General features: G+C 71.7%; 15 protein-coding genes. 8 read left to right on the top strand and 7 right to left on the bottom strand.

The genetic code is table 11. The annotated features are described in order from the left end of the window. Positions 1–22: 22 nt before the first annotated feature. The 3 genes from ABD932_RS01990 to ABD932_RS01980 all read left to right on the top strand — a co-directional run bounded on the left by ABD932_RS01990 (position 23) and on the right by ABD932_RS01980 (position 4,016). Positions 23–1,411, top strand: a complete 1,389-nt coding sequence (locus ABD932_RS01990; protein WP_345008305.1) for an aldehyde dehydrogenase family protein — start codon at positions 23–25, stop codon at positions 1,409–1,411. 11 nt (positions 1,412–1,422) lie between these two features. After that, on the top strand, positions 1,423–2,502 hold the full coding sequence (locus ABD932_RS01985) for a Zn-dependent alcohol dehydrogenase (RefSeq protein WP_345008304.1): 1,080 nt from the start codon (positions 1,423–1,425) through the stop codon (positions 2,500–2,502). 191 nt (positions 2,503–2,693) lie between these two features. Next, positions 2,694–4,016, top strand: coding sequence for an MFS transporter (locus ABD932_RS01980; protein ID WP_345008303.1), 1,323 nt, complete (start codon positions 2,694–2,696; stop codon positions 4,014–4,016). Here the strand turns inward: ABD932_RS01980 and ABD932_RS01975 are convergent. The 3 genes from ABD932_RS01975 to ABD932_RS01965 all read right to left on the bottom strand — a co-directional run bounded on the left by ABD932_RS01975 (position 4,008) and on the right by ABD932_RS01965 (position 6,618). Beyond that, positions 4,008–4,958, bottom strand: coding sequence for a DMT family transporter (locus ABD932_RS01975; protein ID WP_345008302.1), 951 nt, complete (start codon positions 4,956–4,958; stop codon positions 4,008–4,010). The genes ABD932_RS01980 and ABD932_RS01975 overlap by 9 nt on opposite strands. Before the next feature lie 216 nt (positions 4,959–5,174). Next, the gene (locus ABD932_RS01970; RefSeq protein WP_345008301.1) at positions 5,175–5,885 is read right to left on the bottom strand and encodes an ArsR/SmtB family transcription factor; all 711 of its coding nucleotides are present in this window, start codon (positions 5,883–5,885) and stop codon (positions 5,175–5,177) included. Between the two features lie 91 nt (positions 5,886–5,976). Next, the gene (locus tag ABD932_RS01965) at positions 5,977–6,618 is read right to left on the bottom strand and encodes a TetR/AcrR family transcriptional regulator (protein WP_126390583.1); all 642 of its coding nucleotides are present in this window, start codon (positions 6,616–6,618) and stop codon (positions 5,977–5,979) included. A gap of 104 nt (positions 6,619–6,722) precedes the next feature. On the opposite strand from ABD932_RS01965, the gene ABD932_RS01960 reads away from it, so the two are divergent. From ABD932_RS01960 to ABD932_RS01950, 3 genes are all read left to right on the top strand, one after another. Continuing rightward, positions 6,723–7,874: an acyl-CoA dehydrogenase family protein gene (locus ABD932_RS01960; protein ID WP_345008300.1), complete on the top strand. Its 1,152-nt coding sequence runs from the start codon at positions 6,723–6,725 to the stop codon at positions 7,872–7,874. A gap of 60 nt (positions 7,875–7,934) precedes the next feature. After that, positions 7,935–8,222 carry a YiaA/YiaB family inner membrane protein gene (locus ABD932_RS01955; RefSeq protein WP_345008299.1) on the top strand — a complete coding sequence of 96 codons (288 nt, stop codon included), beginning with the start codon at positions 7,935–7,937 and terminating at the stop codon, positions 8,220–8,222. 146 nt (positions 8,223–8,368) lie between these two features. Continuing rightward, a complete protein-coding gene (locus tag ABD932_RS01950; protein ID WP_345008298.1) occupies positions 8,369–8,992 on the top strand; it encodes a TetR/AcrR family transcriptional regulator in 624 nt (207 codons plus the stop codon). Positions 8,993–9,011: 19 nt separating this feature from the next. Here ABD932_RS01950 and ABD932_RS01945 read toward each other — a convergent pair whose 3' ends face one another. After that, a complete protein-coding gene (locus ABD932_RS01945; protein WP_345008297.1) occupies positions 9,012–9,473 on the bottom strand; it encodes a MaoC family dehydratase in 462 nt (153 codons plus the stop codon). Between the two features lie 137 nt (positions 9,474–9,610). Here ABD932_RS01945 and soxR point away from each other — a divergent pair, with 137 nt between their 5' ends. Next, positions 9,611–10,117, top strand: coding sequence for a redox-sensitive transcriptional activator SoxR (soxR, locus tag ABD932_RS01940; protein ID WP_345008296.1), 507 nt, complete (start codon positions 9,611–9,613; stop codon positions 10,115–10,117). Positions 10,118–10,193: 76 nt separating this feature from the next. On the opposite strand, the gene ABD932_RS01935 is transcribed toward soxR, so the two are convergent. Beyond that, a complete protein-coding gene (locus tag ABD932_RS01935; protein WP_345008295.1) occupies positions 10,194–11,261 on the bottom strand; it encodes an RNA ligase (ATP) in 1,068 nt (355 codons plus the stop codon). A 134-nt stretch (positions 11,262–11,395) separates the two neighbouring features. Here ABD932_RS01935 and ABD932_RS01930 point away from each other — a divergent pair, with 134 nt between their 5' ends. Beyond that, positions 11,396–12,148, top strand: coding sequence for a hypothetical protein (locus ABD932_RS01930; protein ID WP_345008294.1), 753 nt, complete (start codon positions 11,396–11,398; stop codon positions 12,146–12,148). On the opposite strand, the gene ABD932_RS01925 is transcribed toward ABD932_RS01930, so the two are convergent. Both ABD932_RS01925 and ABD932_RS01920 read right to left on the bottom strand, forming a co-directional pair. Then, positions 12,094–12,822 carry a 3-keto-5-aminohexanoate cleavage protein gene (locus tag ABD932_RS01925; RefSeq protein ID WP_345008293.1) on the bottom strand — a complete coding sequence of 243 codons (729 nt, stop codon included), beginning with the start codon at positions 12,820–12,822 and terminating at the stop codon, positions 12,094–12,096. The genes ABD932_RS01930 and ABD932_RS01925 overlap by 55 nt on opposite strands. Before the next feature lie 101 nt (positions 12,823–12,923). Beyond that, positions 12,924–13,529: a hypothetical protein gene (locus tag ABD932_RS01920; protein WP_126390569.1), complete on the bottom strand. Its 606-nt coding sequence runs from the start codon at positions 13,527–13,529 to the stop codon at positions 12,924–12,926. Positions 13,530–13,566 lie beyond the last annotated feature (37 nt).

Genomic DNA, 13,566 nt, shown 5'->3' with positions numbered 1-13,566 from the left:
GGCCCACCCGGGAGGAAGCTCGATGAAGGCACACGACGGCATGTACATCGGCGGCGCATGGCGCCCCGCCGCGAGCGGGGAGGTCATCGAGGTCGTGAACCCGGCCGACGAGCAGGTCGTCGGGGCGGTGCCGGCCGGCACCGCCGCCGACGTCGACTCCGCCGTACGGGCCGCCCGTGCCGCCTTCCCGGGCTGGGCCGCGACTCCGCCCGCCGAGCGGGCCGCGCGGCTGGCCGCCCTGCGGGACGTGCTGGTGGCCCGCAAGGACGAGATCGCCGAGACGGTCACCGCCGAACTCGGCTCGCCGCCGAACTTCTCGCAGGCGGTCCACGCGGGCGTGCCGATCGCGGTCGCGGGCTCGTACGCCGAGCTGGCGGCGACGTACGCCTTCGAGGAGAAGGTCGGCAACTCGACCGTGTACCACGAGCCGATCGGTGTGGTCGGCGCCATCACGCCCTGGAACTACCCGCTCCACCAGATCGTCGCCAAGGTCGCCCCGGCGCTGGCCGCCGGCTGCACGGTCGTCCTGAAGCCGGCCGAGGACACCCCGCTGGTCGCCCAGCTCTTCGCCGAAGCGGTGCACGAGGCAGGTGTCCCCGCGGGCGTCTTCAACCTGGTCACGGGCCTCGGCCCGGTCGCGGGCCAGGCGCTCGCCGAGCACCCGGACGTCGACCTGGTCTCCTTCACCGGCTCCACCGCCGTCGGCCGGCAGATCGCCGCCGTGGCCGCCGCGGCGATCAAGAAGGTCGCCCTGGAGCTGGGCGGAAAGTCCGCCAACGTCATCCTGCCGAGCGCCGACCTGGCCAAGGCGGTCAACGTCGGCGTCGCCAACGTCATGTCCAACTCGGGGCAGACGTGCAGCGCCTGGACGCGGATGCTGGTGCACCGGGACCAGTACGACGAGGCCGTGGAGCTGGCCCAGGCCGCCGCCGCGAAGTACGGGGAGCGCATCGGCCCGGTGGTGAGCGCCAAGCAGCAGACACGGGTGCGCGGTTACATCGAGAAGGGTGTCGCGGAGGGGGCGCGCCTCGTCGCGGGCGGGCCCGAAGCGCCGCGCGAGCAGGGCTACTTCGTCAGCCCGACCGTCTTCGCCGACGTGACGCCCGAGATGACCATCGCGCAGGAGGAGATCTTCGGCCCGGTCCTGTCGATCCTGAAGTACGAGGACGAGGCGGACGCCCTGCGGATCGCCAACGGCACGGTCTACGGCCTCGCGGGCGCCGTCTGGGCGGGCGACGAGGCGGAGGCGGTGGCCTTCGCGCGCCGTATGGACACCGGCCAGGTCGACATCAACGGCGGCCGCTTCAACCCGCTCGCCCCCTTCGGCGGGTACAAGCAGTCGGGCGTCGGCCGCGAACTCGGCGCGCACGGCCTGACCGAGTACCTCCAGACCAAGTCCCTGCAGTTCTGAGGAGCCTTCCCGTGGTTCGCGCAGCAGTTCTTCCCGCCGTAGACGCTCCTCTGGAGATCACCGAGATCGATCTCCCGGACCCCGGCCCCGGCCAGGTCCGCGTCCGCCTCGCCGCCGCCGGTGTCTGCCACTCCGACCTGTCCCTGTCCAACGGCACGATGCGCGTCCCGGTCCCCGCGGTGCTGGGCCACGAGGGCGCGGGCACGGTGGTGGCCGTGGGGGAGGGCGTCACCCACGTCGCCCCGGGGGACGCAGTCGTCCTCAACTGGGCGCCGTCCTGCGGCAGTTGCCACGCCTGCGGGCTCGGCGAGGTCTGGCTGTGCGCCAACGCGCTGAACGGCGCCGCCGACGTCTACGCCCGTACCGTGGAGGGCACCGACCTCCACCCCGGCCTGAACGTCGCCGCGTTCGCCGAGGAGACGGTCGTCGCGGCGGGCTGCGTCCTGCCGCTCCCGGACGGCATTCCGCTCACCGACGCCGCCCTGCTGGGCTGCGCCGTCCTCACCGGCTACGGCGCCGTGCACCACTCGGCGCGGGTCCGGGAAGGGGAGACGGTCGCGGTGTTCGGCGTCGGGGGAGTGGGCCTGGCCGCCCTGCAGTCGGCCCGCATCGCGGGCGCCGCGAAGATCGTCGCGGTCGACGTCTCCCCGGAGAAGGAGGAGCTGGCCCGGGCGGCGGGCGCCACGGACTACGTCGTCGCCTCCGAGAACACCGCCCGCGAGATCCGCGCCCTCACCGGCAAGCAGGGCGTGGACGTGGCCGTCGAGTGCGTCGGCCGTGCGACCACCATCCGCACGGCCTGGGACTCCACCCGCCGCGGCGGCCGCACCACGGTCGTCGGCATCGGCGGCAAGGACCAGCAGGTCACCTTCAACGCCCTGGAGATCTTCCACTGGGGCCGCACCCTCTCCGGCTGCGTCTACGGCAACACCGACCCCGCCCGCGACGTGCCGATCCTGGCCGAGCACGTGCGGGCGGGCCGCCTGGACCTGGGCGGGCTGGTGACGGAGCGGATCGCCCTGGAGGGCATCCCGGCGGCGTTCGAGAACATGCTGGCGGGCAAGGGCGGCAGGGCGCTGGTGGTGTTCTAGCCCTGCCTCCCGCGCGCCCCGGTCTCCGTGCGAGGCCGGGGCCCTCGGCATGCCCGGATCCCGCTCTCCGTGCCGTGTGCAGGCAAAACTGCTGCTGCGCGACCCGTTGACGTCCATACCGTCCGGTCAGTACGTTCCCGGAACCCGAGCCACCCCCTGTTCCGTCCCCGCACCCATCGGAGTGTGCACGCATGGACACGGCACCTTCCGCCCAGCCGCTCACCTCTACCGCTACCGCCGTCGGCAACCGCCGCCGTGTCGCCACCGCCGCCGCTCTCGCGTCAGCCGTGGAGTGGTACGACTACTTCGTCTTCGGTATCGCCGCCGCACTGGTCCTCGGTGACCTGTACTTCCCGGCCGGCAGCCCCACCGCAGGAGTGCTCGCCTCCTTCGCCACCTTCGCCGTCGGCTTCCTGGCCCGCCCCCTCGGCGGCATCGTCGCCGGCCAGCTCGGCGACAAGCGCGGCCGCAAGCCGATGCTGGTCCTCGCGCTCACCCTCATGGGCCTCGCCACCACCGGCATCGGCCTGCTTCCGACGTACGAGACGATCGGCGTCGCCGCCCCGATCCTGCTGGTCCTCTTCCGCGTGCTGCAGGGCATCGCCGTCGGGGCCCAGTGGGGCGGCGCGATGCTGATGGCCACCGAGTACGCCCCCGAGGGCAAGCGCGGTATCTACGGCAGCTTCGTCCAGCTCGGCGTCCCCATCGGCGTGGTGACCGCCAACACGGTCTTCCTGCTGGCCGGGGCGTTCACAACCGACTCCGAGTTCGCGGCCTGGGCCTGGCGCGTGCCGTTCCTCGTCGGCCTGTTCGTCCTCGTGCTCGCCTGGTACATCCACACCCGCGTCGAGGAGACCCCCGAGTTCCGGGAGGCGGAGAAGAAGCTGGCCGAGCAGGAGAAGGCCGAGCAGTCCTCCCCGCTGCGCACCATCCTGAAGAGCCACCTCGGCACGGTGCTCCTCGCCGGCGGCTCTTTCGCCGTGAACACGGCGACCTTCTACATCATCATCACCGGCGTGCTCGACTACACCACCCGCGAACTCGGCATGAAGAAGAGCGCGGTCCTCACCGTCTCGCTCTGTATCAGCCTCACCCAGCTCGTGCTGATCCCGGCCGCCGCCGCGCTCTCCGACAAGATCGGCCGTATCCGGATCTACGCGATCGGCGCGGCCGGCATCGGCCTGTGGGCCGTACCGCTGTTCCTGCTGATCGACACCGGCTCACTGCTGTGGCTGGCGGTCGGCACGTTCGTCGCGAGCTGCTTCCTCAGCATCATGTACGGCCCTCAGGCGGCCCTGTTCGCCGAGCTGTTCACGCCGGAGATGCGCTACACGGGCGCCTCCCTCGGCTACCAGATCGCGGCCGTGCTCGGCGGTGGCCTCGCCCCGTTCGTCATGGTGCTGCTGCTGGAGACCACGGGCACCTCGATGGCGGTCTCGGGCTACATCATCGGCCTCGCGGTGATCGCCCTGCTGTCCATCAAGGTCCTTGCGGACAGGGCGCGTTCACGCTGATTCCCGGGCCTGCTCGGGTTGTGGCGCGGCCGCCACGACCCGGGCGGCCCGCGTCCGCGACCGCGACACGGCGACCCCCGCCAGGCACACCATTCCACCCGCCAGGGTGAGCAGACCCGGCACCTCGCCCAGCGCCACCCAGGACATCAGCACGACCAGCGCGGGCACCGCGTACGTGGTCGCGCCCATACGGCTGGCGGTCGTCCGGGCCAGGGCGTACGCCCAGGTCGTGAAGGCCAGCGCCAGCGAAAAGACGCCCAGATAGACCATGTTGAGCGTGGCGGACAGCGAGGCGTCGGCCACCTCGCCGATCAGCTGCCCGGAGAAGGGCAGGCACAGGACCGCGCCGACCAGGCATCCGAACGTCGTCACCTGCAGCGCGCTCGCATGGCCGAGCGCCGGCTTCTGCGCCACGGCGCCGCCCGCGTACCCGACCGCCGCGAGCAGGCACAGCACCACGCCGAGCACCGAGGATCCGCCCCCGCCCGACATCGACAGCCCCACGGTCACCGCACCGGCGAACGACACCGCCATCCCGGCCAGCAGCCGCGGCGGCATCGGATCACCCAGGACCCGGGCGGCCAGCAGCGCCATGAGGATGGGCCCGATGTTCACCACGAGAGCGGCCGTACCGGCGTCCACCTGCTGTTCGCCCCAGTTCAGCACGACGCTGTAGAAGCCGAACCACAGCAGCCCCGATATCGCGATCCCGGGCCAGGCCGCCCGAGGGGGCAACCCCTCCCGCCGGACGAGACAGATCACCCCCAGCACCAGGGATCCGACGAGCAGCCGCCCCAGGGCGAGCGCACCCGGGGAGTACTCCTCGCCGGCGCTGCGGATGGAGACGAAGGCGGAGGCCCACAGGACGACGGTGACGGTGGCGGCACCGGCGGCGAGAAGGTCGGGGCGGCGGGTGGGGCGGGTGGCGGAGGTGCTCATCATGCTCCAGAGGCTAGAAGGGGAGGGCGGGCGAGGGCTCGCGGATTTCGGACGGGAAGACCGGGCGTACGGCGCCTGTTCAGCGGCGTCTGCCGCAGCCGATCCAGGGGCGCGGGGCTGTATCGATATGCGGCTCCGCCGCGTGGGCGCGACCAGCCCCCACCCACCCGCACCCGGCACGCATCACAAGCCCCCACCCCCGTAGTCGCCCGGGCTCGCTCACCGCAGCGCCCCCGCCTCGATACCGAGCAGCTCCCCCAACACCCGCTCTCCCGACGGAGTCACCTTCACCGCCCGCTCCGACCCGATCCGCACACACCACCCCACCTCCAACGCATGCCGACACAGAGCCGCGCCCGCGACACCGGCCAGATGAGGGCGCCGCTCGGTCCAGTCGAGGCAGGCCCGGGCCAGCGGCCGACGCCCGGTCCGGTCGAGGCGGATACCCGCGGTGTCGAACCAGCCGACCCCCGCATCAGTGAGCGCAAACCCCGTGTCCTGCCGCAACAGCCCGCGCGCGGTCAACGCGTCGGTGACCGCGATGCCGAGCCGCCCGGCGAGATGGTCGTAGCAGGTGCGCCCACGCGCCATGGCGGACCTCGCGCCGGCCTCCCGTAGATTCCGGGGCCGTACGGCCGTTCCCGGGGTGACCTGCGCGGCCAGGTCCTCCACCAGCTGGGCGACCCGCGCGTCGGCCAGCCGTACGTACCGGTGCCGCCCCTGCCGCTCCTCGGCGAGCAGCCCGCCCGCGACCAGCTTTCCCAGGTGCTCGCTGACCGTGGACGCGGCGACCCCGGCATGCCGCGCCAGCTCACCCGCGGTCCACGCCCGCCCGTCGAGCAGCGCCAGCAGACAGGCGGCCCGGGTCTGGTCGGCGATGAGAGCGGCGAGGCGGGCGAGCTGTGATGCCTGGGGGTCCTTGGTGGCCATGCGTTCCAGGATGGGGCACGGACACTTCGGTGCCGGCCGAAGAGTGGCGGGGCGGGCCGCCCAAGCCGCTGAGGGGCGGGCCGGCGTATCCCTAGCCGGCCCGCCCGACCTGCTCGTACTGCCGGGCCAGCCCGTCCAGCAGCGCCGCGAGCCCGGTTTCGAAGGCCCGCTCGTCGATCTTCTCCTGCTGCTCGGCGAGGAGGTGGGCCTGCCCGAGGTGGGGGTAGTCGGCGGGGTCGTACGCGCTCGCGTCGTCCACGAAGCCCCCGGCGAACGAGCCGAGCGCCGAGCCCATGATGAAGTACCGCATCAGCGCGCCGATGGACGTGGCCTGCGCCGGCGGCCAGCCCGCGTGGACCATCGCGCCGTAGACGGCGTCGGCGAGGCGGAGACCGGCGGGGCGGCGGCCGGGGCCCTGGGCGAGGACCGGGACGATGTTCGGGTGGTCGCGCAGGGCGGCCCGGTAGGAGACGGCCCAGTCGTGCAGCGCGGTCCGCCAGTCCCGGCCGTCCTCGAACATCGACAGGTCGACCTGCGCGCTCACCGAGTCGGCGACCGCCTCCAGGATCTCGTCCTTGGTGCGGAAGTGGTTGTACAGGGACGGCCCGCTCACGCCCAGTTCGGCCGCGAGCCGGCGGGTGGAGAAGGCCGCGAGGCCCTCCCCGTCCACGAGTTCGCGCGCCGTCTCGACGATCCGGTCGTAGCTGAGGAGGGGCTTGCGCGGTCGGGCCATGGCGCACATAGTAGGGCTGCCCAACGGAAACTAGCAGTGCTAATTTAAATGTACGGCTTTCAATGGACGGCCCTCGGTGGCCGCTGTCTGTGGGGTGACTCGGCATGAACCTGGAGCTCAGCGAGGAACAGATCGCCGTCCGACGGCTCGCCCGGGACTTCGTCGACCGCGAGATCGCCCCGCACGTCGTCACTTGGGACCGTGCCGAGGAGGTGGACCGCTCGATCGTCAAGAAGCTCGGCGAGGTCGGCTTCCTCGGTCTGACGATCGACGAGGAGTACGGCGGCTCTGGCGGCGACCATCTCGCGTACTGCCTGGTCACGGAGGAACTGGGCCGGGGCGACTCCTCGGTGCGCGGGATCGTGTCGGTCTCACTCGGCCTGGTCGCCAAGACCGTCGCGGCGTGGGGGAGCGAGGAGCACAAGCGCCGCTGGCTGCCGGGGCTCACCGCGGGCGAACTGGTCGGCTGCTTCGGCCTGACCGAACCGGGCACCGGCTCCGACGCCGGCAACCTCGCCACCCGCGCGGTCCGTGACGGCGACGACTACGTCATCAACGGCACCAAGATGTTCATCACGAACGGCACTTGGGCCGATGTCGTCCTGCTCTTCGCCCGCTCCACCGACGCGCCCGGCCACAAGGGTGTCTCCGCCTTCCTGGTCCCCACCGACACCCCCGGTCTGACCCGCCGCACCATCCACGGCAAGCTCGGCCTGCGCGGCCAGGCCACCGCCGAGCTGGTCCTCGAGGACGTACGGGTGCCCGCGGCGGCCATGCTGGGGGAGGAGGGCAAGGGCTTCTCGGTCGCGATGTCCGCCCTGGCCAAGGGGCGGATGTCGGTCGCCGCGGGGTGCGTCGGCATAGCCCAGGCCGCGCTGGACGTGGCCGTCCGGTACGCCGGTGAACGCGAGCAGTTCGGCAAGTCCATCGCCCACCACCAGCTCGTCCAGGAGCTGATCAGCGACATCGCCGTCGACGTGGACGCGGCCCGCCTGCTGACCTGGCGCGTCGCCGACCTGATCGACCGCGGGCTGCCCTTCGCCGTCGAGTCCTCCAAGGCCAAGCTCTTCGCGTCGGAGGCCGCCGTCCGGGCCGCCAACAACGCCCTTCAGGTCTTCGGCGGCTACGGCTACATCGACGAGTACCCGGCGGGCAAGCTGCTGCGCGACGCCCGTGTGATGACCCTCTACGAGGGCACGAGCCAGATCCAGAAGCTGGTCATCGGGCGGGCGTTGACGGGTGTTTCGGCGTTCTGAGTACGCGTCTGAGTACTTCGGCGGATGTGGCCGGCGCCACCGTCGCCGACCCTGTTCCCCATGAGTGACACACCGGTCAAACAGCAGAGCACGGCGGCGTTCTACGGGCAGGCCGTGGCTTCCTTCGCGGTCGCCATGGCCGCCACCGGCATCGGTATCTACCAGCTGAACGCCAACGCCTGGGTGCGTGGCTTCCTCGCGATCGCCGTCCTCTACCTGGTGACGTCGGCGTTCACCCTCGCCAAGGTCATCCGGGACCGTCAGGAGGCCGGGCAGATCGTCAGCCGGGTCGACCAGGCGCGGCTGGAGAAGCTGCTCGCCGACCACGACCCCTTCGAGAAGCTCTGACCCTCCTTCGACACCTCCGACCGCCTCACTAAGCGCTCGCTCAGCATCGGCGGTATGGTGGTGGCTCGCCCGATGGAAAGGTGTGGCCCGAAGGGCCTCCGTCAGGGCGGTGGTGGGTGACGGCGGGCGAGAGGGGCGAGTGAGCGATGAGTACGGCGGAGGAGACGGCCGACGGCGAGACGTCGGCGTGGGGTGAGGTCACGCCCGACGCGGCCCGGCGGCTGCTGGTCGCCGCCGTGGAGGCCTTCGCCGAGCGCGGCTACCACGCCACGACGACCCGTGACATCGCGGGCCGCGCCGGCATGAGCCCGGCCGCGCTCTACATCCACTACAAGACCAAGGAAGAGCTCCTCCACCGCATCAGCAGGATCGGCCACGCGAAGGCCCTCGACATCCTGCGGACCGCGGCCCGCCGTGAGGGCGCCCCGGCCGAGCGGCTCGCCGACGCGGTGAGCTCCTTCGTCCGCTGGCACGCCGGAGGGCGTACGACCGCGCGCGTCGTGCAGTACGAGCTGGACTCGCTCGGCCCGGACGCCCGTGCCGAGATCCTCGCGCTGCGCCGGCAGTGCGACGCCGAGGTGCGCGGGATCATCGAGGACGGTGTGGCGGCCGGTGACTTCGACGTGCTCGACGTGAAGGGCACGACCCTCGCCGTCCTGTCGCTCTGCATCGACGTGGCCCGCTGGTTCAACGTCGACGGCCCCTGGACACCGGACGAGGTCGGCGCACTGTACGCCGACCTCGTGCTGCGGATGGTGGGGGCCAAGTAGAGCCGGACGGACCCGTGTGTCAGAGGTAGTACCGCGACACGGACTCGGCGACGCACACGGGCTTGTCCCCGCCCTCGCGCTCCACGGTGAAGGCGACGGTGACCTGGATGCCGCCGGTCACGTCCTCGACGCCGGTGATGGTGGCGGTGGCGCGCAGCCGCGAGCCGACCGGTACGGGGGCGGGGAAGCGCACCTTGTTCGTCCCGTAGTTGACGCCCATCTTCACGCCTTCGACCGCGATGAGCTGGGGTCCGAAGAGCGGAAGCAGCGACAGCGTGAGGTAGCCGTGGGCGATCGTGGTCCCGAAGGGGCCCGCGGCGGCCTTCTCGGGATCGATGTGGATCCACTGGTGGTCGCCGGTGGCCTCCGCGAACAGATCGATCCGCTTCTGGTCGACCTCCAGCCAGTCGGTGTACCCCAGCTGCTCGCCCACCGCCGCCTTCAGGTCGTCGGCGGACGTGAAGATCCTCGGCTCTGCCATCTCCAGGCCTCTCGCGTCGCGTATGTCTGACGTGCACCAGGCCGTAAGCCTCATGCCTAAGCGACTGCTTAGCATGCTAGGCCGGCAAGCCTCTGTCAACGCTCCGGGGCCGAGTCGCGATAGGTAGGTTGGGGGGCGTGCCCCAGATCCCCGAGAAGATCCACGAACTCACGGTCGGCCAGGTCGCCGCCCGCAGCGGCGCCGCCGTCTCCGCCCTGCACTTCTACGAGTCCAAGGGCTTGATCAGCAGCCGCCGTACGTCCGGCAACCAGCGCCGCTACACCCGTGACACCCTGCGCCGGGTGGCCTTCGTCCGAGCCGCGCAACGCGTGGGCATCCCCCTGGCCACGATCCGCGAGGCCCTCGCCGAACTCCCCGAGGAGCGCACCCCCACCCACGAGGACTGGGCACGCCTCTCGGAGGCCTGGCGCTCGGAGCTGGAGGAGCGCATCAAGCAGCTCAACCGCCTCCGCGACCACTTGACCGACTGCATCGGCTGCGGCTGCCTGTCCCTGGACACCTGCGTGCTCTCCAACCCGGACGACGCCTTCGGTGAGCGCCACGCGGGTTCCCGACTGATGGTGGAACAAGGGAGGGGACGCCGGAAGAGGAACGGCGCCGAGAGAGCTGGAGGGCAGGGGTAGAAGGCCGGGGACGGCTGTGGGTGAGTAGCTGTAGCCGCTGGGGGCTGAGGGGCGCTACCGGCCCAGCGGCACCACGTCACTCGTACTCGGTCCCGCCCTTGCGGGTCAGATAGGCCGGACTCACCGCCTTCGCGATCGCCCGCCCGCCGGTCACCGCGCTGTACCGCTCAGCAGCCGGCCGTATCACCACGCCCTCGCGCAGATGCAGCGCCCGCCCAGAGACCGTCTCCCGCCCCGTGGCGACCTCCAGCACCCGCTCGATGTCGAACGCCCCCTCGAACAGCCGCGGCACCAAGGGCAGTTCCCCCTCCAGCACCTCGGCCGCATCCAGCCACCGCACCTGCCCGTCGATGTCGGCAGATACGTCGAACGCGGCGTACCCCAGCGTCTCCCGCCGCCCGTCGGCCCCGTAGTTCAGGTCCTGCACGCCCGCCCCGAACACCTCCCCGAAGATCCCGACCCGCCGAGCCCCGAGCCGCTCGGCGACCCGAGCAGCCGCCTCGGCGACACCGTGCCCCCGCACCGCACGCCAGTACAGATTCCGCGGCTCCTCCTTCAGCGCCAGCGACTTCGCGCCGAAGCCCTTGGAGGACACGTACACCCGCTCCTCGTCGGCGACATACGTCAGCAGGCACGCCGACCCGTGCAGCTTCTCGGTCAGCACCACCGGCTCACCCGGAGTGAAGATGTCCGGGTACCGCTGGATGTTCTCGATGTCGACCCACGGCAGCAGATCCGGCGCCGACTCCACGTCACCGGACATCGTGGGCGGGATCGGCGGCACCCATTTCGTGATCCCGAGCGCCTCGGCGAAGTCGGTGCCCTCCACGGCCGCCCGCTCCAGATCCACGTCGGCCAGCGCCTTCGGACGGCACACGATCCCCTGCGACAGCTCACCCCGCAGCCGCACCGCCTTGACCCGGTCGGCCTTGCTCCCCGCGAGCCGCCCGGTCAGCCCCAGCTCCTCGATCAGCCCGGCCGGCAGCACGGACTGCTCGGGGATGTACACGGCGGCCTCACCGGTGCGGTACGCGCCCTTGGCGACGACGGCCCGGTACAGGCCCACCTGGGCCAGTTCGAGAGCGTCGGCGTTCGGATGCTCGTGGACGGTCAGCACTTCGGCGGTGACGCGCAGCGTCGACATGAGGGGCTCCTTCAGGGACTCAGGCTGGGTTTCATCGCCCCCAACTGTCCGGACGGGAAAGGGCTGGAGCGAGCGGATTAGCGGCTGGTATCGTCGCGATCTTCGGCCGGCGGCCCGCCGCCGCGCACGGAGTCATGACGGGACGAACTCTCATGTCCTCCCCTTCCCTTGACGCCGCCCTCGCGGACATCGACACGGTCTTCAACGGATTCGCCAGTCCCACCGAGACCGGCTGCGAGCGGTGCTTTCTCCCGGAGGAGACGGCGTATCTGCGCACGCCGTACACGCGCGTGCCCGCCGATCTGGTCGGCAGGTTCGTCTACAAGGTCCCCGGCCACTTCGAGGACCACGCCGCCGTGATGCGGCGTCTTCTGCCGCAGGCCGCGCATGCGATGGCCGAGGGCACGCTGGACGGCATCGGCTGGGGACACCACGGGTGGAGCCGGGTCGACTGGCGCGCCTGGCCCGCCGAGCAGGCCGCCGCCGTCGAGGCGTTCGTGTACGCCTGGTGGCAGGACGTCCTCACGGCGTCCGAGCCGCCGTACCCCGTGGCCGATGTGTTCGAGACCTGCGCGATGATCCTCGGAACCATGACGCCGCTGCTCGACCGTTGGGGCAGCGGTCCTGTCGCGGACGCCCACCTCGCGAGCTGCGCGGCGACGTGGCTGTACGACCTGGACTCCGACGCCGCGCCGTTCGGCTGGTGGGATCACGACGACGCGGCCCCCGTCGTCGCCGAACTCCAGTCCTGGCTGACCGCACACGCCCCAGCCCGCCTCCGCGCCCGGAACGAGCCCGACCTCGCGATCCGCGCCGAACTCCTCGCGCTGCCCTACGACGAGCGCTGGGCCCACCCGTACTGGACCAGGCCCTCGGCCACCAACTGAGCGTTGGACGCGGCCTGTTCCCCGTCCGGCAGGACCATCGTGTCCTCCAGGCCGATGCGCGTCGCCAGCCCCAGCCGCCCCGCCAGCCTCAGCACCGGCCACGCCCCGCCGTCCTCCCCGTGCAGCAGCACGGGGCGGTCGAACGCCGGGCCCAGGTCGGCGAGGAGCGCACGCGCGCTCTCCTCGGCGGTCTCCGCGGAGGGGTCCGTCACCTCCGCCAGCACCCGCAGCACCCTCGGCCCCAGCGGTGAGGCGGCGAACCGCGCCGCCCCGTCCGTGCCGGACCAGATGCCGGCCTCGACGCCGATGCCCCGCTCGATCAGCGCCGCGGCCACGGCCTCGGCACCCTCCTCGTGCCAGTTGACCGAGGCGTGGTCCGGCAGCACCGTCCAGCTCTGGACCCGCTGCAGCCGGGCCGCAGGATCCGGTTCCGCCCAGGCACCCGTGGTCACCCCGACCGGCACCGGCACCCGGGCCCGTATCGCCTCGAGCACCGGCGCGAGCACGCGAGGCGACAGCGTGTCCTGCCCGCAGGGGGTCTTCGGGTGAACGTGAACGTCCGTGGCCCCGGCCGCGATCGCGGCGGCCGCTGACTCGGCCATGGCCTCCGGCGAGAGGGGCACCACCGCACCGTCGCCGGCCCCTCGGGGCCCGTTCAGACACACCTGGATCATGTCTCGATGGTGCCAGTCACCACTGACAACGGCGGGCGGAAGGAGCGGGAACCGTACGCATACAAGAGGGGGTGCGGCATCCCCGGCGCACCCCCGTCGTACTAGGCGGACATGAGCAGCCGCCGCTCGCGCCGCGATGCCGCCAGCGCTTCCGGCGTGAGAATCGGACGCGGCACCACGATTCCGCAGTCCGTGCAGACCGGGCCCGACGACGGTTCATGGGCCAGGTCGTACATCCAGATCAGCCGCTCCCCGCCGCACACCGGGCACTCCGAGCCCGGATCGCGCTCCAGCGCGGAGATCAGTCGGCGCAGCACCTCGGCCAGCGGTTCATGCGGGTGGACCCGGGGGTTGTCGCACCAGGCGACTCCGAAACCGCCCCAGGTCAGCCGGTGCCAGTCGTCCACGCTGCCCGGCCTGCGCAGTCCGTCGTGCTTTTCCTTCTTGCGTCGCTCGGCGAACTCGACCTCATAGGCCAGCCAGACCGAACGCGCCTCTTCCAGCTCGTCCAACGCGGCCACGAGCCGCGCAGGATCGGGGGACCGGTCCTCCGGACCGAATCCCGCCCGGGAGCACAAGTGGTCCCAGGTCGCCCTGTGCCCGTAAGGAGCGAACCGCTCCAGGCACTTACGCAGCGAATAGCGCCGTAGCGCCAGATCGCACCGCGTATCTCGCACCTGTCTCGCCAGACTCCGGAAACCGGCCATCGCCCTGCACCTCCGTCACACCTGCACCTGTACTTCG

Source organism: Streptomyces shaanxiensis (genome assembly GCF_039537145.1).
Lineage (GTDB): Bacteria > Actinomycetota > Actinomycetes > Streptomycetales > Streptomycetaceae > Streptomyces > Streptomyces shaanxiensis.
Note: the sequence above shows the minus strand (reverse complement) of the source record. Positions and strands in the feature narration are given on the sequence as shown.

Coding starts and splice junctions, on each gene's coding strand:
- ABD932_RS01990 (WP_345008305.1), top strand. CDS start 23: ATGAAGGCACACGACGGCATGTACATCGGCGGCGCATGGCGCCCCGCC.
- ABD932_RS01980 (WP_345008303.1), top strand. CDS start 2,694: ATGGACACGGCACCTTCCGCCCAGCCGCTCACCTCTACCGCTACCGCC.
- ABD932_RS01975 (WP_345008302.1), bottom strand. CDS start 4,958: ATGATGAGCACCTCCGCCACCCGCCCCACCCGCCGCCCCGACCTTCTC.
- ABD932_RS01970 (WP_345008301.1), bottom strand. CDS start 5,885: ATGGCCACCAAGGACCCCCAGGCATCACAGCTCGCCCGCCTCGCCGCT.
- ABD932_RS01965 (WP_126390583.1), bottom strand. CDS start 6,618: ATGGCCCGACCGCGCAAGCCCCTCCTCAGCTACGACCGGATCGTCGAG.
- ABD932_RS01960 (WP_345008300.1), top strand. CDS start 6,723: ATGAACCTGGAGCTCAGCGAGGAACAGATCGCCGTCCGACGGCTCGCC.
- ABD932_RS01955 (WP_345008299.1), top strand. CDS start 7,935: ATGAGTGACACACCGGTCAAACAGCAGAGCACGGCGGCGTTCTACGGG.
- ABD932_RS01950 (WP_345008298.1), top strand. CDS start 8,369: ATGAGTACGGCGGAGGAGACGGCCGACGGCGAGACGTCGGCGTGGGGT.
- ABD932_RS01945 (WP_345008297.1), bottom strand. CDS start 9,473: ATGGCAGAGCCGAGGATCTTCACGTCCGCCGACGACCTGAAGGCGGCG.
- ABD932_RS01935 (WP_345008295.1), bottom strand. CDS start 11,261: ATGTCGACGCTGCGCGTCACCGCCGAAGTGCTGACCGTCCACGAGCAT.
- ABD932_RS01930 (WP_345008294.1), top strand. CDS start 11,396: ATGACGGGACGAACTCTCATGTCCTCCCCTTCCCTTGACGCCGCCCTC.
- ABD932_RS01925 (WP_345008293.1), bottom strand. CDS start 12,822: ATGATCCAGGTGTGTCTGAACGGGCCCCGAGGGGCCGGCGACGGTGCG.
- ABD932_RS01920 (WP_126390569.1), bottom strand. CDS start 13,529: ATGGCCGGTTTCCGGAGTCTGGCGAGACAGGTGCGAGATACGCGGTGC.